The following is a 16,854-nucleotide window of genomic DNA, read 5'->3' as shown; positions in this document are numbered from 1 at the left end:
ATGCTGGGCTTTGCCATCCAGAGGCTCATTCAGGCCGCCCTTGTGGTGCTGGTCATGTCGGCGCTGGTGTTCGCCGGCGTGTTCGCCATCGGCAATCCCATCGATCTGCTCATCTCGCCCGAGGCGACGCAGGATATCCGCGCCGCCACCATCGCCAAATACGGCTTCGACCTGCCGCTCTGGCAGCAGTATCTCCACTTCCTCGGGCGGGCCCTGCACGGGGATTTCGGCCAGTCCTTCGTCTACAACATGCCGGTCGGACAGCTTATTCTCTCGCGCCTGCCCGCGACACTGGAACTGACGCTGGCCGCCGTCCTCGGCGCGACGCTGCTCGGCGTGCCCCTTGGCATGTATGCGGGCTACCGGCCGAACAGCCCCGCCGCGAAGCTGCTCATGGCCGCTTCCATCATCGGCTTTTCCGTTCCCACCTTCTGGGTCGGGCTGGTGCTGATCTTCGCTTTCGCGGTCCAACTCGGTTGGCTGCCGGCGGGCGGGCGAGGCGCGACGGCCAGCCTGTTCGGCGTCGAATGGAGCTTTCTCACGCTGGACGGCCTCCAGCACATGTTGCTCCCGGCCATCAATCTCGCGCTGTTCAAGTTCGCGCTCATGATCCGCCTTGCCCGTTCCGGCACGCGGGAGGTGATGCTGACCGACACGGTGAAATTCGCCCGCGCTGCCGGCCTCTCGGAACGCACCATCCTGCTGCGGCATGTGCTGCGGCTGATCGCCATTCCCATCGTCACCGTCTTCGGGCTGGAGTTCGGCTCGACGCTCGCCTTCGCGGTGGTGACGGAAACCATCTTCTCCTGGCCGGGGCTGGGCAAGCTGATCATCGACTCCATCACCTCGCTCGATCGTCCGGTGATGGTCGCCTATCTCATGCTGGTGGCACTGTTCTTCATCGGCATCAATCTGGTGGTGGACCTCTCCTATGCCGCGCTCGACCCGCGCCTGCGGAAAGGCCGCGCCTGATGGATCGCGCCGCGCCGCTCGCCCGCTTCTTCGCCGAGTTCCGCGAGAACCGCTCGGCGGTGCTCGGCCTCGCCATCGTGGTGACGCTGCTGGTGCTGGCGGTGCTGGCCCCGCTCATCACGCCGCAGGACCCCTATGACCTCGCTTCGCTCAGCCTGCGCGATGCGCGCCGTGCGCCGGGCTTCGTGGGCACCGGCGGCTATGTGCACTGGCTCGGCACGGATGCGCAGGGCCGCGACCTCTTCTCTGCCATCCTCTATGGACTGCGAATCTCCATCGAGATGGGACTGGTGGCGGGTGCCATCGGTCTCGTGCTGGGGGCTGGCGTCGGCACCATGGCGGCCTATGTGGGCGGACGCACCGAGGCCTTCATCATGCGCCTCGTGGACCTTCAACTGTCCTTTCCGGCCATTCTGCTCGCCTTCGTGCTGGCGGCGCTGCTGGGCCAGGGCAAGGCGCAACTGGTGATGGCGCTGGTGGCTGCCCAGTATGCCTATTTCGCCCGCACCGCCCATGGCGCGGCATCCGCAGAGCGCAGCAAGGACTATGTGGAGGCCGCGCTCTCCACGCCGCTGCCCGCCTGGCGCGTGGTGCTCCGCCACATCCTGCCCAATGCGCTGCCGCCGCTTATCGTGGTGGCCACCGTGCAGGTCGCGAGCGCCATTTCGCTGGAGGCGACGCTCTCCTTCCTTGGGGTCGGCCTGCCGCCCACCGAGCCTTCGCTCGGCATGCTGATCGCCAACGGCTTTCCCTACATGCTGTCCGGCCGCTACTGGATTTCCATCTATCCGGGCGTCGCGCTCATCGTCCTCATCTTCTCGGTCAATCTCGTGGGCGATCAGATCCGCGACCAGCTCAATCCGAGGCTGAAGCGATGAACGCCCCCTTGCTGGAGGTGCGCGGCCTCTCCACCCAGTTTCCCACCCGCACCGGCCTCGTGAAGGCGGTGAACGACGTCTCCTTCTTCGTCCGCCGGGGCGAAATTCTCGGGCTTGTCGGGGAGTCGGGCTCCGGCAAGAGCGTCACCGGTTTCTCGCTCATCGGTCTTATCGATCCGCCGGGGCGCATCGCGGGAGGTGCGGTGCTGCTGGAGGGGCGGGATCTCGTGGGCCTGCCGGCCTCTGACCTGCGGGCCATTCGGGGTAAGCGCATCTCCATGGTCTTCCAGGACCCGAGCATGACGCTCAATCCGGTCCTGACCGTTGGCGCGCAGATGCGCCTTGCGCTGGAGGCGCATGCGGGGGTCTCGGCCCGGGAGGCGCGTGCGCAGTCGGTCGCCGCGCTGGCGCGCGTCGGCATCCCCGATCCGGCCCGGCGGCTGGATGCCTATCCGCACCAGTTCTCCGGCGGCATGCGCCAGCGCATCGCCATCGCCATTGCGCTGCTGCACCAGCCGGACCTCATCATCGCGGACGAGCCGACGACGGCCCTCGATGTCTCCATTCAGGCGCAGATCCTCGCCGAGATGAAGACGCTGGCGCGGGACAGCGGCACGGCTCTCATCTGGATCAGCCACGATCTCGCGACGATTTCCGCCATGGCGGATCGGATCGCCGTCATGTACGCGGGCCGGATCGTGGAGAGCGGGCCGACGGGAGCCGTGCTGCGCGACCCGCGTCATCCCTATACGCGCGGCCTGCTCGATTCCTTGCCGGCCATGGCCGAGGCAGGTGCCGATCTCGCCTCCATTCCGGGAACCACTCCGGCGCTCGATCGCCTGCCGCCGGGCTGTCCCTTCGCGCCCCGCTGCTTCAAGGCCCAGCCCGAATGCGCGAGCGAGCCGCCGGAAGTGGCGCAGGGCGGACGCAGCTTCCGCTGCCACTTCCCGCTCGGGGCCGCCGCATGAGCCCGCCCTTTCTCGCCGCATCGGCCCTCAGCCGTCGCTTCAGCCCGAATATCCCGCTCACCAGCCGGCTCATCGGCGCGCTGGGGGGCAAGGCCGCGCCCCGCAGCGTGCACGCGGTCGATGGCGTCGATCTCGCCGTCACCAAGGGCGAGGCGCTGGGGCTGGTGGGGGAATCCGGCTGCGGGAAGACCACGCTCGGACGCATGATCGCCGGCATCCTGCCGCCCAGCGACGGCACGGTGGCGATTGCCGGCCAGCCGGTGATGTCGGGCGGCGCCACGCCGCGCAAGACGACGACGCGGGTGCAGATGGTCTTCCAGGACCCCTTCGCCTCTCTCGATCCGCGCATGCGCATCGGCGATACGCTCAGCGAGGGGCCGGTGCATCACGGGCTCGTGCCGCGGGCGGAAGCGCGAGCCTATGTGCGGGGCTGGCTGACGCGCGTGGGGCTCGATCCCGATTATGCGGACCGCTATCCGCACCAGTTCTCCGGCGGCCAGCGCCAGCGCATCGCTATCGCGCGGGCGCTCGCCATGCAGCCGGACGTGCTGGTCTGCGACGAGCCGGTGGCCTCGCTGGACGTGTCCATCCAGGCGCAGATCATCAATCTCTTCCTGAAGCTGCGGCGGGAGCTCGATCTCACGCTGCTGTTCATCTCCCACGATCTCAGCGTGGTGCGCCATCTCTGCGACCGGGTGGCGATCATGTATCTGGGGCGGATCGTGGAGGAGGGGCCGACGGATCAGGTCTATGCCGATCCGCGTCATCCCTATACCCAGGCTCTGCTGGACAGCGTGCCGAAGCTGGTGACGGAGGAGGGGACGGACGTCACTTTCCGGCCCATCGCCGGGGAATTGCCCTCGCCGCTCGCGCCCCCGCCCGGGTGCCATTTCCATGGCCGCTGTCCGCGCGCCGAGGCCCGCTGCCGGACCGAACGGCCGCTGCTGCGGCCGGTGGCGCCGCAGCGCACGGCCGCGTGCCACTTCGCGCGGATCGATCAACGCGGATAGGGGCTGACCGACCGCGGCGGCGCGCGCAGGCGCCTGCCGGATGATCGGTCAGTGCCGCAGCAGGTACTGGCTCACGAAGAGAAGTGTCAGCGCGCCGAAGAAGAGGATGTAGAGAAAGCCTTCCATCGCGCCGCCAGCGCCATGCTGCTTGTGGGTGCTGACGTTCTTCTGCTTTGCCATCTGTCCATCTCCCACTGTCCGGCGCCCGTCCTTTCCGTGCTTTCGGTGCACACGGGCGGCGATTGCTCGTTTCGCGCGGCCAGCCGGGGGCGCGCGCGGACACGCAGGTCCGCGTCGGTCCATCCGACGGCTGCTCGATTGGGGATGGCGAGAGGCTTTCGCCGCCTCTGATTCCGCCACCCAAGCTTCACGCAAGGAAGCGGATTAACCATGGCGTTCAGAACCATTCCAAGCAACGCCATTCATCTCCAGAATGGCGGTCACCTATGGTCAGCTATCCTCCTTCATTCCAGTATGGAGGAATAATCCGCTTTTCGGCGGAGGTAGCTATGTGCCTGCGGCATGGAAGGCCTTGAGCTGCCCGATCAGCACGCGGAGCAACTGGGCGGCGGCGCTCGGCAACTGGCGGCCGAGACGGGTGATGAGTCGGGCCTCCACCGACAGCAGCAGCGGATTCTCCATGGGCAGCGCCACGAGTTCCCCCGCCGCCATGTCGGAGGCGATGGCGAAGGCCGGCAGTAGCGTGACGCCCCGGCCGCTCTTCACGAATTCCCGCAGCACATAGATGGAGCCGGTGGTGAGAACCGGGGCCAGCGTGACCTTCTCCGCCATCTCCGCCATGGCCACGATCTGCCGCGTGCCATAGCGCGCGTGCATCAGCCCCACAGGCAGTTCCGCCACCGCGCGAAGGGGCACCGGAGCCCCTTGCCGGGCGAGGGGATGGTCCGGTGACACCACAAGGCAGATGGGCTGGCGGCTCGATGCCGCTGTCCGCAGGCGCGGGTCGGGCGGGGCGTTGTAGACGAGCCCGATATGGTAGCGATCCTCGGCGACACCCCGGATCACGTCATTGGTGCTCGCCACCTCCACTGACATGGTGAGGTTGGGATGGCGCTCCCAGAAGCGGGTGAGGGGGCCGGCGATCAGGTCGCTGACGAATCCCTCGCCCGAGATGATGTCGAGGTGGCCGCGCTTCAGGCCCTGAAGCTCGTTCAGCTTGGCGAGCGTGTCCTCCCGGTCGGCGGTCCACTGGCGGAAACGCTGGGCCAAAAGCTCGCCCGCCTCCGTCGCCCGCACGCCCCGCCCCAGCCGTTCGATGAGCAGAAGGCCGAGATCCTTCTCCAGATGCGCGATCTGGCGTGAGACCACGGAGGCATTGACCGCCAGATGGTCGGCCGCTGCCCGCACGGAGCCAAGGCGGATGGCCTCATAGAGGTAGCGCAGGCGATGATCGTCGAGCGGGGATGTCACGGTCGGGTCCAAGCGTTGCCTTGGAGTCAACAATACGGAACCGGCCATCTCCTGTCTGCCGCCAAAACAGCCGCGTAGCTTTTCTGGGCAAGTTTCGAGGAGACGCGCGTGGCGAACGTTGGTGTGATCGGTCTCGGCAATATGGGGCGCGGGATGGCGCTCTCGCTGAAGCGGGCCGGGGTGAATGTGGTCGGTTTCGACGCGGTGGAAGCCACCCGCGCGGCGCTCGCGGCGGAAGGCGTCGAGACACTGGCGGATATCGCCGCCCTTTGCGCCCGCGCCGATGTGCTGGTGCTCTCGCTGCCCACCGCTGCCATCGTGGAAGAGGTGGTGGCCGGCCCCGGCGGCATTCTGGCGTCCGGCAAGGCCGGTCTGCTGGTGGTGGACACCTCCACCTCCCATCCCGACACCACCCGCAAACTCGCCACGCAGCTCGAAGCTGCCGGCATGGCGATGATCGATGCCCCCGTGAGCGGCGGCCCCAAGGGCGCCATCACCGGCACCATGACCATGGTGATCGGCGGCGCGGACGCCGATGTGGCCCGCGCCATGCCGGTGCTGGAAGCCATGAGCGCCACCCGCGTGCATGTCGGCCCCGTGGGCGCCGGTCACGTCACCAAGATCATCAACAACCTGCTCTGCGCCGCCCACCTGCTCACCTGTGGCGAGGCCTTGCGCCTCGCGCAGGAGGCGGGCGTCGAGCCCGCGCGGATGCTGGAAGGCATCAATGCCGGCTCCGGCCGCTCCGGCGTCAGCCAGGTGAATGCCGGCACGTGGATCCTCAACGGTGCCTTCAATTCCGGCTTCACCATGAAGCTGATGCGCAAGGACGTGAAGCTCGGCACCGACCTTTTGGCGAGCCTCGGCCTTGAGCTGCCCATGTTCGCCGGCACCGCCGGCATCTGGGCGGACAGCGCCACGACCATCCCCGACGGCGAGGACTTCAACCGCATCGTCGAGACCGTTTTCCCCGGCAAGAAGAGCTGATGCCCGTGACCGCTTTCATTGATCCGCGCCTGCAACAGGCGCTCGCCCCGTTCTGGCCCGGCCTCAAGACCATCGGCTCCTTCGTGGGCGGTGAGATGCTGGTGGGCGATGGCCCTCTGGTGGAGGTGCTGGACCCCGCCACCGGCAAGCCGCTCTTCTCTTATCCCGACGCCGGCGCCGCTGTCGCCGCCAGGGCCGCGGCCGCCGCAACAGAAGGGCAGGCTGCTTGGTCGAAGCTCACCGCCGCCGGTCGTGGCCGGGTGATGCAGGCCATCGCCCGCGAAGTGCTCGCCAATGTCGAGGCGCTGGCGCAGATCGAAATGCTGATGGCCGGCAAGCCCATCCGCGATACCCGCGTCGAGGTCGCCAAGGTGGCCGAGATGTTCGAGTACTATGCGGGCTGGGCGGACAAGTTCCACGGCGAGGTGATCCCGGTCCCGACCTCCCACCTCAACTACACCCGCCGCGAGGCCATGGGTGTCGTGCTCCAGATCACCCCCTGGAACGCGCCCATCTTCACCGCCGGCTGGCAGATCGCCCCCGCCATCTCCATGGGCAATGCGGTTCTGCTGAAGCCCTCCGAGCTCACCCCGCTCACCTCGCTAGCCCTCGGCCTCTTGGCGGAGAAGGCGGGCCTGCCGAAGGGCGTGGTCAACGTGCTGGCGGGCTTCGGCCACACCACCGGGCAGGCGGCCATGGCGCAGCGGGCCGTGAAGAAGGTGGTGTTCGTGGGCTCGGTGCCCACCGGCCGGCTCATAGCCGAATCCGCCGCCCGCCTCCTCCTGCCCTGCGTGCTGGAACTGGGTGGCAAGTCGGCGAACATCGTGTTCGAGGATGCAGATCTCGAACGCGCCGCCGTGGGCGCGCAGGCTGCCATCTTCTCCGGCGCGGGGCAGAGCTGCGTCGCCGGCTCGCGCCTTCTGGTGCAGCGCTCGGTCTATGAGAAGTTCGTCGATCTCGTCGCCAAGGGCGCGGCCAAGATCAAGGTGGGCGATCCGGCCTCGACCGAGAGCGAGATCGGCCCCATCAACAATGCCAAGCAGTACAATCACGTCCTCTCGCTGATCCGCGAAGGCGCGGGCGAGGGCGCCGAGATCGTCACCGGCGAGACGGGCGCGGCGAAGGAAGGCGGCTATTTCGTCGCCCCGACGGTTCTCAAGAACGTCACCAACACCATGGACATCGCCCGCAAGGAGGTATTCGGTCCGGTTGTGGTGGCGATCCCGTTCGACACCGAGGCGGAGGCCATCGCCATCGCCAATGACAGCGATTTCGGCCTTGCCGGCGCGGTGTGGACGAAGGATGTGGGCCGCGCCCACCGGGTGGCGGCGGCGGTGAAGGCCGGCACCTTCTGGATCAACTCCTACAAGACCATCAACGTCGCCTCGCCCTTCGGTGGCTTCAACCACTCGGGGCATGGCCGCTCCAGCGGTGTCGAGGCGCTCTACGAATATACACAGGTGAAGAGCGTCTGGGTCGAGACGGCGGCGGAACCTGCCGTTGCGTTCGGCTATGCGAGCGGCCTTCGGGAGTGATATGCCCGCCGCTCCCTAACACAGCGGCACGTGCGATCGGCTTGTGACAGCAGGCCGGTCGCTTTCGTGCGTCGCCAGACCGACAGGAGCGGCCCCACCCAATGATCAAGAAAAGGATAGAGGGGATTTGACCATGCAAGCCACACAGACCGCCGTGGCGGTGCCGGCAGCGGGCGCCGGAAAGCTTATCAAGATCTTCGTCTTCGCCACCATCTGCGTGCTGGCGGCCGAACTCATCGGCATCGTCAACGTGCCCATGGGCGGGGCCTACAAGGTTGTCCTGCTGCCCCTGCTGTGGGCGCTGCTGATTGCCGCCGCCTGGGGCATGGCCTCCAAGGCGCTGCCCGGCCCGCTGAAGGTGACGAACGACCTTCAGGCCCTCTCCGCCGCCGTGCTTCAGCCCGCGCTGCTGCTGTTCGTCGCCAAGCTCGGCGTGCTCGTGGGCGGCAACCTGCCCAAGATCCTGTCCGCCGGCTGGGCGCTCGTCTTCCAGGAGTTCGGCCACTTCTTCGGCACCATGGTGTTCGGCCTGCCGGTGGCGCTGCTGCTGGGCATCAAGCGCGAGGCCATCGGCGCCACCTTCTCGGTGGGCCGCGAGCCGAGCCTTGCCATCATCGGCGAGAAGTACGGTATGGCGAGCCCCGAAGGGCGCGGCGTGCTGGCGGAATACATGACCGGCACCATCTTCGGCGCCGTCTTCATCGCCATCTTCGCCAGCCTCATCACCAGCCTCGGCATCTTCCACCCGCAGGCCCTCGCCATGGGCGCGGGCGTCGGCTCGGGCAGCATGATGGCCGCCGCTTCCGGCGCCATCGCCGCCCAGCAGTCGCCCGAGGTGGCCAAGGAAGTGGCCGCGTTCGCCGCCGCCTCCAACCTCATCACCACCACCATCGGCACCTATTTCACGCTCTTCCTGTCGCTGCCCTTCACCGTATGGGCCTATGGCAAGCTGGAGCCCATCCTCGGCCGTGGCCGCGAGGTGAAGGTGGAAACGGTGACGACCGAGGTCTCCCACGAGCCGGCGGTGAAGCTGAACTTCATCGAGCTGCTGGTCGTCTGGGTGGTGGCCGGCGCCATGTCGCTGATCGGCAATTACCTCGTCTACAAGACCGCCCCGGACGCCGCTTCCATCGCCGGCCTCGGCATCATGATCGGCGCGGTGATCCTTGGCCACGGCATCTATCTGCTCACGCGCCGCGTGGTGCCGGCGGTGGTGTGGGTCTCGGTGGTCGCCATGGCGCTCACCTATCCCTCCATGCCGTTCGCGGCGGATGTGGCGGCGCTCACCGGCAAGATCAACTTCCTCGCCATGACGGCGCCCATGCTCGCCTTCGCGGGCCTGTCCATCGCCAAGGACGTGCCGGTGTTCAGGAGTCTGGGCTGGCGCATCGTCCTGGTGTCGCTGATGGCCAATGCGGGCACCTTCCTGGGCGCGACCATCATCGCCCAGTTCTTCATGCATCCCGTCTGATCTCCCCCTCCCCAAGACGGGTTCATGAGCGGCCGGGACGCCTCGCGCGTCCCGGCCGTTTTCATGCGGTCAGTCCGGCAGCGTTGCGTCGATCTCGATGGCCACGTCGGCAAAGCTCTGGGCGCTGGAGGAGAGCCCGCGCTCCGCGCGCCAGACCACGGCGCCCACATAGCGCAGCCAGGGCAGCACGACGTCGAGGCACACGAGAGCGCCGCCACTCTCCGCCACCAGCGACGCGCTCCCGAATGCCACCGCGTCGCTGTCCTGCACGATCGCGCTGATGGCGGTCCAGGAATAGGCTTCGAACCGCGGCACCAGCAGCTTGCCGCCCGCATCGGGGCGCCCGAGCTTCGCCTTGCGCGGAAAATGCCGGGCGATCCGCTCGGGCAGGCGGGCGCCCGCGAAGGGATATTGGGCGATGTCGGCCAGCGTGCAGGCGTGCAGGGCGCACAGCGGGTGGCCTTTGCGGACCACGACACAACCCTGCCGCTCGCGCAGCGGCCGCTCGCGATAGGCCTCGGCGTGCTCGTCATCCGTGCGCTCGCCGATGAAGAAGTCCATGGCCCCGCGCTCGAGCATGTCGCGGCAGTCGCGCCAGCCGCCGGCCATCACCTTCACCTGCACGTCCGGCTGCTGCGCGGCGAAGGCGGCGATGGCGCGCGGCACGAGCGTGACGTTGGAATAAAGCCCGGAGCCGAACACGACCGTCCGGCTGAGGCCCCTGTGATCGGCAATCGCCGCATCGAGGGCCGCTGCCCGGCGCAGGAGTTCGCGCCCCTCCTCGACGATGAGCGCGCCGAGGGAGGTGGGGCGAATTTCCCGTGGCGGGCGCTCGAACAGGGGGGCGCCGAGCTGCTTTTCCAGATCCTGAATGCTGCGGCTGAGCGCCGGCTGGGACATGTGGAGGGCTTGTGCCGCCCGGGCGAAATTGCCGCTGTCCGCAAGTGCCACCACCTGCCGCAGCCGCTTCAGTTCGATCAAGATCCGCCCCTTGCCTCTGCCGCCGCCCGCCGCCGGTTCGGGCCGGGTCCGATGCAGCCCGCTCATCGCGGCTTGCCACAAACGCATTGGACACCGCCCGCGAGCACCCATCAAGCTACCGTTCGCGTCCGTGCCGTCGGACGTAAGGGTAATGCGGCAACGATGGGTGGACGATGGCTAAGACCACGACGATCACTTGGTCCTGGGGCACGAACAGCGTGATCGCCTTCGATCCCGCGTCGGACATCCTGGATTTCGGATGGTTCCAGGCGGGCCAGTTCACCGTCTCCGAGGTGAACGGGTCGGTGGTGATCTCCATTCCCACCAACAACCAGACTTACACGCTGACGGGCGTCACGCTGTCGGAACTCTCGCTCTCGAACATCCTCGCCAAGGACAGCGGCGCGGTCACCGAGTGGACTACGGCGCTGGGAGGGGCTTCGGCCGGCTCCGGCGGTTCCTCGGGCGGCGCAACGTCCGGGGGCGCAACGTCCGGCGGCACCAGCACGGGTGGCAGCGCCGGCGGCTCGCCCGCCTCCGGCACCACGGATGGAGGCACCTCCGGCTCGTCGGGTGGCGCCGGCCATGTCGGCGATGGTCTTGCCACCGTGACCACCATTTCCTGGGCCTGGGGCACCCACACGGCGTTGAATTTCGACACCGCGCTGGACAAGCTCGATTTCGGCTGGCTCTCCGCCGACAATTTCACCGTCTCCGAGGTGAATGGCTCCGTGGTCATCGCCATTCCCTCGAACAGCCAGACCTATACGCTAACCGGCGTCACGCTCTCCGAACTCTCGCTCGCCAACATCGTGGCCAAGGACGGCTCCGCGCTGGCGGAATGGACGACGGCGCTGTCCGGCCACAGCGGCGGCAGCTCAGGCACGTCGGGCGGCTCCACGGGCGGCTCGACCAGCGGTGGCGGCAGTTCCTCGGCCGGCGGCTCGACCTCGACGGGCGGTGGCTCGACGGGCGGTGGTTCGACGGGTGGCAGCAGCACCGGCGGCAGCACAGGAGGCACATCCGGCGGCGGAACGTCCGGGGGGGATGCCGCCCTTTATGCGGAGGCCTGGAGCGCCTCCAAGGTCTATCAGGGCGGCGACCATGCCGCGGTCGGCAACAATGTCTATGAAGCGCATTGGTGGACGCAGGGCACCGATCCGAGCACCCATAACGGCGGCGACGGATCGGGACAGGTGTGGACGCTGGTCGGCCATCTCGACACCACGACGGTGGTGCCGAACGCCCCGGCGGACCTGTTCGCCACCAATGTGTCGGACACCTCGGCCCTGCTGGTCTGGGACAAGGCGGTCATCAACGGCGCTGGCACCGTCTCGGCCTATGAGATCTACGAGAACGGCACGCTGGTCGGCACCACCAGCGGCACGTCCTACAAGGTGACGGGCCTCGGCGCGTCCACCGCTTACAGCTTCACCGTGGTGGCGGTGGACGAGGCCGGGCACTCCCCGGCGGCGGTCCCGATCTCCGTGACGACCGATCCGGTCCACACCTCGACGCTGGAGCAGACCTACTCGCCCTACATCGACATGTCGCTGTCGACGAGCCAGGATCTTCTCTCCATCGCCAAGGCGTCCGGCGTCACCGACTTCACGCTCGCCTTCGTGCTGAGCTCCGGCACGGACACGCTGGGCTGGGGCGGTGTCGGCACGCTGGGCAACGACACGCTGCCCAGCGGTTCGTCGATCCACGATCAGGTGGCCGCCGTTCAGGCCATCGGCGGGGACATCACCATTTCCTTCGGCGGCGCCAACGGCCAGGAAGCGGCGCTCACCTTCTCCAGCGCCACCAAGCTCACCGCCGCCTACCAGTCGGTGCTGGACACCTATCATGTGAACAAGATCGATTTCGACATCGAGGGCGGCGCCATCGCCAACACCTCCGCCAACCACCTCCGCGATCAGGCCTTGGTCGCGCTGGAGGCGGCCAATCCCGATCTCAAGGTCTCCTTCACGCTGCCGGTGCTGCCCACGGGGCTCACCAATGACGGGCTCAACCTGCTGAAGCAGGCCCTGACGGACGGCGTGCATATCGACACCGTCAACATCATGGCGATGGATTACGGCGCTTCCGTCGACAGTGGCGACATGGGCACCGACGCCATCTCCGCCGCGCAGGCGACGCTCGCCCAGATGCACACGCTGGGTCTCGACGCCAAGCTCGGGGTCACGGTGATGGTCGGCATGAACGACGTGCAGAGCGAGGTGTTCACCCTCAGCGACGCCCAGCAACTGCTGGATTATGCGCAGGGCAATGAAGACATCTCCGGCCTGTCCATCTGGTCGGTCGGACGGGACAACGGCAGCACGGTCGGCACCGTCTCGCCCCTCGGGAGCGGAATCCAGCAGACGGCCTACGAGTTCAGCCACATCTTCGGTCACATCTGAGCCGGACCGCCCCGCGTCCGCGCGGGGCGTCTTTCTCGCGACGGCACAGGTCTTTTTCGCCCCCGGCGGAGTTCCGCTCTCAGGCGAACGCCTTTAACGTCCGCCGTCCAGTGAAGGGAGGGCGACAATGGCCAAGACCGTGACGCTGCCGGGCGGGGAAACCGTGCCGGCGCTGGGGCAGGGCACCTGGTTCATGGGCGAGCTGCCCGCCCGCCGCCCCGACGAGATCGCCGCGCTGCGTGCCGGCATCGAGCTTGGCCTGACCCTCGTGGACACCGCCGAAATGTACGGTGACGGCCGCACCGAGGAACTGGTGGGCGCCGCGCTGAAGGACGGTTTCCGCGAGCAGGTGTTCCTCGTCAGCAAGGTCTATCCGCACAATGCCAGCCGCGCCGGCGTCATCGCCGCCTGCGAGCGCAGTCTGCGCCGGCTCGGTACCGACCGGCTGGACCTCTATCTGCTGCACTGGCGCGGCAGCCATCCTTTCGAGGACACCATCGCCGGCTTCGAGACCCTCCAGAAGGCCGGCAAGATCCGCCACTGGGGCGTGAGCAACCTCGATACCGACGACATGGAGGAACTGCTGGATGCGGGCGGTCGCGCCTGCGCCGTCAACCAGATCCTCTACAATCCCTCCCGGCGGGGGCCGGAGTTCGACCTTCTGCCGTTCCAGCAGGAGCGGGGCATTCCCACCATGGCCTACAGCCCCATCGAGCAGGGCCGCCTGCCGCGGGGCGGGGCGCTCGGCCGCGTGGCCTCGAAACATGGTGTCGATCCGTTTCAGGTGGCGCTGGCCTGGGTGCTGCGGCGGCCGGATGTGATCGCCATTCCGAAGGCGGCGAGCCTTGATCACGTGAAGGCGAACGTGGCGGCGCGCGATCTCGTGCTGGATGCGGATGACCTTGCCGATATCGACGGCGATTTCCCGCCGCCCAGGCGCAAGCGCAGCCTGGAGATGCTTTAGGCGGTCGCCGCCAGCGGCGCGGGAGCCGCATCGTCCTCCCTGTGGGCGCGGGCGATCAGCACCGCGTCCACGTCCGGGATCTCGGTCTTGAGGCGGGCTTCCATGCGGGCGAGTACGTCCGACACTTCCGCCATGGTCCGAGCGGGGTCGAAGCCCACCGTGATCTCCACATGGGCGACATTGCCGGAGCTGCGGGTGCGGATCCCAAGCAGGGCGTCATATTCATCGAAGAAGGCCGCCAGAACCCGGTTCACCTTCATCTGCACCGGCTCGGCCAGCGAGCGGTCGAGGAGATCGGGTAGGGCCTGGCGGACCATCTGCGCGCCCACCAGGGTCATGAAGGCCGCGCCGATGATGCCGCCGATGCTGTCGGCGATGCGGGCGACATAAGGATCGCTCGACAGGGCGTCGATGATGACGCAGACCACCACCGGGAAGGAAGCGACCGCCTTGGCGATATGGGCGCGAAGCTGTGCCTGCACGATCATGGAGCCGCCAGCCTTGGTGGCGCGCCAGAGCGGGATGATCGGCCCCACGTTCACGATGAAATTGTAGATCACCATGACGATGGCCGCGACGGCCCAGAAGCCGGTCTTCGGCTCGCCGCCGCCGGCGGTGAGGGCCTGATAGGCGATGAAGCCCGCGGCGAAGATGAGCAGGGCGCCCACCAGCAGGCCGATGCCACGTTCCAGCTTGCCGATGCCATATTCGTAGGAGGCAACCTTGCCCCGGTGCAGTTCGCGCAGGGTCTGCCAGGAGACGATGGCCACCACCAGCAGCAGCGAGCCGCGCAGCACGTCGGACAGCATGGACAGCGAGCCGATGATGAGCGCGGTCACCGTGTAGGGCACCGCAAGGCTCAGATCGAGCAGGATGGCGATGAGGATCGCCCGCTCCTCGCGGCGCTCGGCCTCGTTCGGCGTACGGGAGAGCGGGCTTGAGCTCATCTGGTCTTCGTCTCCCCCGGGCCCCGCAGCACAAGCCTGTCACCGCGCACCTCGAAGCCGTCCAGCCGGGAGAGGAAGCTCATCCCGAGGAGTGGCGTGCGCAGCATTCCGGCGGGAGCCACAAGCGCCGGAACCTTATATTCAACGATACTGCCAATGCTGACGCGGTCCAGCGTCACGGCGGCCGCGCGGGTGCGGCCGTTGGCGGTGTCCACCGCAACGTCATATTTCAGCCGGTCGAGGGCGATGCCCGCCGCCTGGGCGGCCTCCTGGGTCAGCACCACCGAAGAGGCGCCGGTGTCGAGCAGCATGGGCACCGTCGCGCCATTGAGCCCCACGCGCACGGCAAAGTCGCCGTCCGCCCCGCGGGCGACCTCGACCACGTTGCCGGCTCCGGGCACCGCAATCACATAGCCGGGCACAAGCTGGCCGATCACCCGCTCCGCCACCCGTTGCAGCGGATCGCGATAGGTGTAGCCGACGGCCAGCACCGCTACGAGCATCAGCCAGAAGGCGATGGCGCTCAGCGTCTCGCCGAGGCTGCGGCGGGCCATGGTCAGGATGCCGGCGCCCACCACGAGGCCCAGCGGCGCCAGATAGATGAGGGAGCCGAACTGATCGAGCGAGAGGCCGGCGACCTCGCCCTGCTCATGGTTCAGCGCGAGGATGAGAAGGCCGCCGAGGAGGATGGCCAAGAGAAGCCAGAGCAGCCGGTCGCGACCCATGCCTCAATCCGGGATCGCGTCTGGGTTGCGCGGGTGGAGCCGGGCGAGGCGTGCGGGCAACGCGGCCATGACGGCGGCGCGGCGCTCCTCCGACATGCCGAGCCAGCCTCCGATCTCCTGCAGCGTGCGCCCGCAGCCCACGCACACGCTGGTGAGCGGATCGACGACGCAGACCTTGATGCAGGGGGAGGCGATGGGGCTCTGGCTCTCGGTCATGGGACTGCTTCAGTGCGGCCTTGCATAGATAAGCACGCCCATGAGGAAGGCAATCTCACAGAGTTGCTGGACCGCGCCGGCCACATCCCCCGTCTGGCCGCCGATCAGGCGGTTGGAGAGCCGCGTCATGGCAAAGAGAGCGAGCACGGAGAGCCCGATCGCCATCAGCGTGGCACCGACCCCGGTGCTCGGCACGATCAGCAGGGTGGCGAGGAGGGCGCCCACGAGGGCGGAGCGCACCGCCGCGTCCGCGCCGGGCTGGCCGGCGGCGGCCGAGGCCCCATCGGCGCGTGCGGGCGGCAGGAATTCCAGCAGCAGCATCCCCGCCGCCCGCGACAGGCTCGCGGCGGCAATGAGCGCGAGGGCGGCGCGGGTCGGGGAGAGGGCGAGCAGGCCATCCAGCAGCGCGACGCGCAGCAGCAGAGAGAAGACGAGCGCGCAGGCGCCATAGGAGCCGATGCGGCTGTCGCGCATGATTTCAAGGCGGCGCAGGCGGCTCGCGCCACCGCCGAAACCGTCCGCCGTGTCGGCGAGGCCATCCTCGTGCAGGGCGCCCGTCAGCAGCACGCAGGTGAGGACGGCGAGGATGGCCGCCACGAGGTTCGGCAGGCCGAGGGCGTGCGCGCCGATGAGAATCGCTGCGCCGGCAAGGCCGATGGCGGCACCGGCCAGCGGCACCGCATAGGCGATGCGCTTCAGGTCCGGGGGCGCGAAGGCGTCCTCGGCGGCGCCGGCGGGGACGGGGATGCGCGAGTAGAAGCGCAGGGCCGCGCCGACATCCGCCAAGATCCTGCTGTGCCGCATGGGTCCATCGTTCCGTGCCGCCGCTCCCCCTTGGAACGGGCGGCCATCTTGGGAGCCTTATTTCCGCACCGGGTCAAGTGCATCAAACGCCGCCCACAGGCGCGTTTGCATTCGCGGGCGCCGCCGGTATAGTCCCGCCGCTTCGGCACGGGCGTCCGTCGTGGATTGGACCCATCCCTCCCTTCAGAAGAGAACGAGGACACAATGTTCATATCGCCCGCTTTCGCTCAAGGCGCCGCACCGGCTGCCGGCGGGGCCGACATGCTCATTCAGCTCGCGCCGTTCGTGCTGATTTTCGTGGTGATGTACTTCCTCATCCTGCGCCCGCAGCAGAAGAAGGCGAAGGCCCATCAAGAGATGGTGAACTCGCTGCGCCGCGGCGACGTGGTCATCACCAACGGCGGCCTTGTGGGCAAGGTGGTCAAGGTGGTTGATGACGCCGAGATCGAGATGCAGATCGCCGACAATGTGAAGGTGCGCCAGCTGCGCTCCCAGATTGCCGTGGTCCGTTCCAAGGGCGAGCCGGCCAAGGACGAGACGGCGGCCTGACGCCGCCGCCC

The 16,854-nt window shown here is 68.0% G+C and carries 17 protein-coding genes; 10 read left to right on the top strand and 7 right to left on the bottom strand.

What is annotated here, in order from left to right; genetic code table 11:
* The 4 genes from AZC_RS15040 to AZC_RS15025 are packed head-to-tail and all read left to right on the top strand — an operon-like array spanning position 1 to position 3,828.
* A complete protein-coding gene (locus tag AZC_RS15040; RefSeq protein ID WP_012171434.1) occupies positions 1-972 on the top strand; it encodes an ABC transporter permease in 972 nt (323 codons plus the stop codon).
* On the top strand, positions 972-1,850 hold the full coding sequence (locus AZC_RS15035) for an ABC transporter permease (RefSeq protein WP_012171433.1): 879 nt from the start codon (positions 972-974) through the stop codon (positions 1,848-1,850). The genes AZC_RS15040 and AZC_RS15035 overlap by 1 nt, the downstream gene beginning before the upstream one ends.
* Positions 1,847-2,818 carry an ABC transporter ATP-binding protein gene (locus AZC_RS15030; protein ID WP_012171432.1) on the top strand — a complete coding sequence of 324 codons (972 nt, stop codon included), beginning with the start codon at positions 1,847-1,849 and terminating at the stop codon, positions 2,816-2,818. The genes AZC_RS15035 and AZC_RS15030 overlap by 4 nt, the downstream gene beginning before the upstream one ends.
* Positions 2,815-3,828: an ABC transporter ATP-binding protein gene (locus AZC_RS15025; protein ID WP_012171431.1), complete on the top strand. Its 1,014-nt coding sequence runs from the start codon at positions 2,815-2,817 to the stop codon at positions 3,826-3,828. Before AZC_RS15030 ends, AZC_RS15025 begins: the two co-directional genes overlap by 4 nt.
* Before the next feature lie 48 nt (positions 3,829-3,876).
* Here the strand turns inward: AZC_RS15025 and AZC_RS26295 are convergent, their stop codons facing one another.
* Positions 3,877-4,008 carry a hypothetical protein gene (locus AZC_RS26295; RefSeq protein ID WP_274532289.1) on the bottom strand — a complete coding sequence of 44 codons (132 nt, stop codon included), beginning with the start codon at positions 4,006-4,008 and terminating at the stop codon, positions 3,877-3,879.
* A 327-nt stretch (positions 4,009-4,335) separates the two neighbouring features.
* Entirely contained in the window at positions 4,336-5,259 is a 924-nt protein-coding gene (locus tag AZC_RS15020) for a LysR family transcriptional regulator (protein ID WP_043880360.1), read from the bottom strand.
* Between the two features lie 108 nt (positions 5,260-5,367).
* Here AZC_RS15020 and AZC_RS15015 point away from each other — a divergent pair, with 108 nt between their 5' ends.
* The 3 genes from AZC_RS15015 (at position 5,368) to AZC_RS15005 (ending at position 9,252) form a co-directional block, all read left to right on the top strand.
* Positions 5,368-6,246, top strand: coding sequence for an NAD(P)-dependent oxidoreductase (locus tag AZC_RS15015; protein ID WP_012171429.1), 879 nt, complete (start codon positions 5,368-5,370; stop codon positions 6,244-6,246).
* Positions 6,246-7,781, top strand: coding sequence for an aldehyde dehydrogenase family protein (locus tag AZC_RS15010; RefSeq protein ID WP_012171428.1), 1,536 nt, complete (start codon positions 6,246-6,248; stop codon positions 7,779-7,781). Before AZC_RS15015 ends, AZC_RS15010 begins: the two co-directional genes overlap by 1 nt.
* 133 nt (positions 7,782-7,914) lie before the next feature.
* A complete protein-coding gene (locus tag AZC_RS15005; RefSeq protein WP_043879422.1) occupies positions 7,915-9,252 on the top strand; it encodes a DUF3100 domain-containing protein in 1,338 nt (445 codons plus the stop codon).
* Between the two features lie 69 nt (positions 9,253-9,321).
* On the opposite strand, the gene AZC_RS15000 is transcribed toward AZC_RS15005, so the two are convergent.
* The gene (locus tag AZC_RS15000; RefSeq protein WP_158304122.1) at positions 9,322-10,233 is read right to left on the bottom strand and encodes a LysR family transcriptional regulator; all 912 of its coding nucleotides are present in this window, start codon (positions 10,231-10,233) and stop codon (positions 9,322-9,324) included.
* 173 nt (positions 10,234-10,406) lie between these two features.
* On the opposite strand from AZC_RS15000, the gene AZC_RS14995 reads away from it, so the two are divergent.
* Both AZC_RS14995 and AZC_RS14990 read left to right on the top strand, forming a co-directional pair.
* Positions 10,407-12,638 carry a fibronectin type III domain-containing protein gene (locus AZC_RS14995; RefSeq protein WP_012171425.1) on the top strand — a complete coding sequence of 744 codons (2,232 nt, stop codon included), beginning with the start codon at positions 10,407-10,409 and terminating at the stop codon, positions 12,636-12,638.
* 127 nt (positions 12,639-12,765) lie between these two features.
* Complete coding sequence (locus AZC_RS14990; protein WP_012171424.1) at positions 12,766-13,602, top strand: aldo/keto reductase; 837 nt, start codon at positions 12,766-12,768, stop codon at positions 13,600-13,602.
* On the opposite strand, the gene AZC_RS14985 is transcribed toward AZC_RS14990, so the two are convergent.
* Genes AZC_RS14985 through cobS form a run of 4 tightly spaced genes read right to left on the bottom strand, consistent with a single transcriptional unit; the run spans position 13,599 to position 16,294 of the window.
* On the bottom strand, positions 13,599-14,549 hold the full coding sequence (locus AZC_RS14985) for a cation diffusion facilitator family transporter (RefSeq protein ID WP_012171423.1): 951 nt from the start codon (positions 14,547-14,549) through the stop codon (positions 13,599-13,601). The genes AZC_RS14990 and AZC_RS14985 overlap by 4 nt on opposite strands.
* Positions 14,546-15,274 (bottom strand): TIGR02281 family clan AA aspartic protease, encoded by a 729-nt coding sequence (locus AZC_RS14980; protein WP_012171422.1) that lies wholly within the window; start codon positions 15,272-15,274, stop codon positions 14,546-14,548. Before AZC_RS14980 ends, AZC_RS14985 begins: the two co-directional genes overlap by 4 nt.
* A 3-nt stretch (positions 15,275-15,277) precedes the next feature.
* Positions 15,278-15,490, bottom strand: coding sequence for a DUF1289 domain-containing protein (locus AZC_RS14975; RefSeq protein ID WP_012171421.1), 213 nt, complete (start codon positions 15,488-15,490; stop codon positions 15,278-15,280).
* A gap of 9 nt (positions 15,491-15,499) precedes the next feature.
* Positions 15,500-16,294, bottom strand: a complete 795-nt coding sequence (cobS, locus tag AZC_RS14970; RefSeq protein WP_012171420.1) for an adenosylcobinamide-GDP ribazoletransferase — start codon at positions 16,292-16,294, stop codon at positions 15,500-15,502.
* Positions 16,295-16,498: 204 nt separating this feature from the next.
* Between cobS and yajC the strand changes: the two genes are divergently transcribed.
* Entirely contained in the window at positions 16,499-16,843 is a 345-nt protein-coding gene (gene yajC / locus AZC_RS14965; protein WP_012171419.1) for a preprotein translocase subunit YajC, read from the top strand.
* Positions 16,844-16,854: the final 11 nt, after the last annotated feature.

It is taken from the genome of Azorhizobium caulinodans ORS 571, from assembly GCF_000010525.1.
Lineage (GTDB): Bacteria > Pseudomonadota > Alphaproteobacteria > Rhizobiales > Xanthobacteraceae > Azorhizobium > Azorhizobium caulinodans.
This window is presented reverse-complemented; position numbering and strand designations above follow the sequence as displayed.

Coding starts and splice junctions, on each gene's coding strand:
- AZC_RS15040 (WP_012171434.1), top strand. CDS start 1: ATGCTGGGCTTTGCCATCCAGAGGCTCATTCAGGCCGCCCTTGTGGTG.
- AZC_RS15035 (WP_012171433.1), top strand. CDS start 972: ATGGATCGCGCCGCGCCGCTCGCCCGCTTCTTCGCCGAGTTCCGCGAG.
- AZC_RS15030 (WP_012171432.1), top strand. CDS start 1,847: ATGAACGCCCCCTTGCTGGAGGTGCGCGGCCTCTCCACCCAGTTTCCC.
- AZC_RS15025 (WP_012171431.1), top strand. CDS start 2,815: ATGAGCCCGCCCTTTCTCGCCGCATCGGCCCTCAGCCGTCGCTTCAGC.
- AZC_RS26295 (WP_274532289.1), bottom strand. CDS start 4,008: ATGGCAAAGCAGAAGAACGTCAGCACCCACAAGCAGCATGGCGCTGGC.
- AZC_RS15010 (WP_012171428.1), top strand. CDS start 6,246: ATGCCCGTGACCGCTTTCATTGATCCGCGCCTGCAACAGGCGCTCGCC.
- AZC_RS15005 (WP_043879422.1), top strand. CDS start 7,915: ATGCAAGCCACACAGACCGCCGTGGCGGTGCCGGCAGCGGGCGCCGGA.
- AZC_RS14995 (WP_012171425.1), top strand. CDS start 10,407: ATGGCTAAGACCACGACGATCACTTGGTCCTGGGGCACGAACAGCGTG.
- AZC_RS14990 (WP_012171424.1), top strand. CDS start 12,766: ATGGCCAAGACCGTGACGCTGCCGGGCGGGGAAACCGTGCCGGCGCTG.
- AZC_RS14985 (WP_012171423.1), bottom strand. CDS start 14,549: ATGAGCTCAAGCCCGCTCTCCCGTACGCCGAACGAGGCCGAGCGCCGC.
- AZC_RS14980 (WP_012171422.1), bottom strand. CDS start 15,274: ATGGGTCGCGACCGGCTGCTCTGGCTTCTCTTGGCCATCCTCCTCGGC.
- AZC_RS14975 (WP_012171421.1), bottom strand. CDS start 15,490: ATGACCGAGAGCCAGAGCCCCATCGCCTCCCCCTGCATCAAGGTCTGC.
- cobS (WP_012171420.1), bottom strand. CDS start 16,294: ATGCGGCACAGCAGGATCTTGGCGGATGTCGGCGCGGCCCTGCGCTTC.
- yajC (WP_012171419.1), top strand. CDS start 16,499: ATGTTCATATCGCCCGCTTTCGCTCAAGGCGCCGCACCGGCTGCCGGC.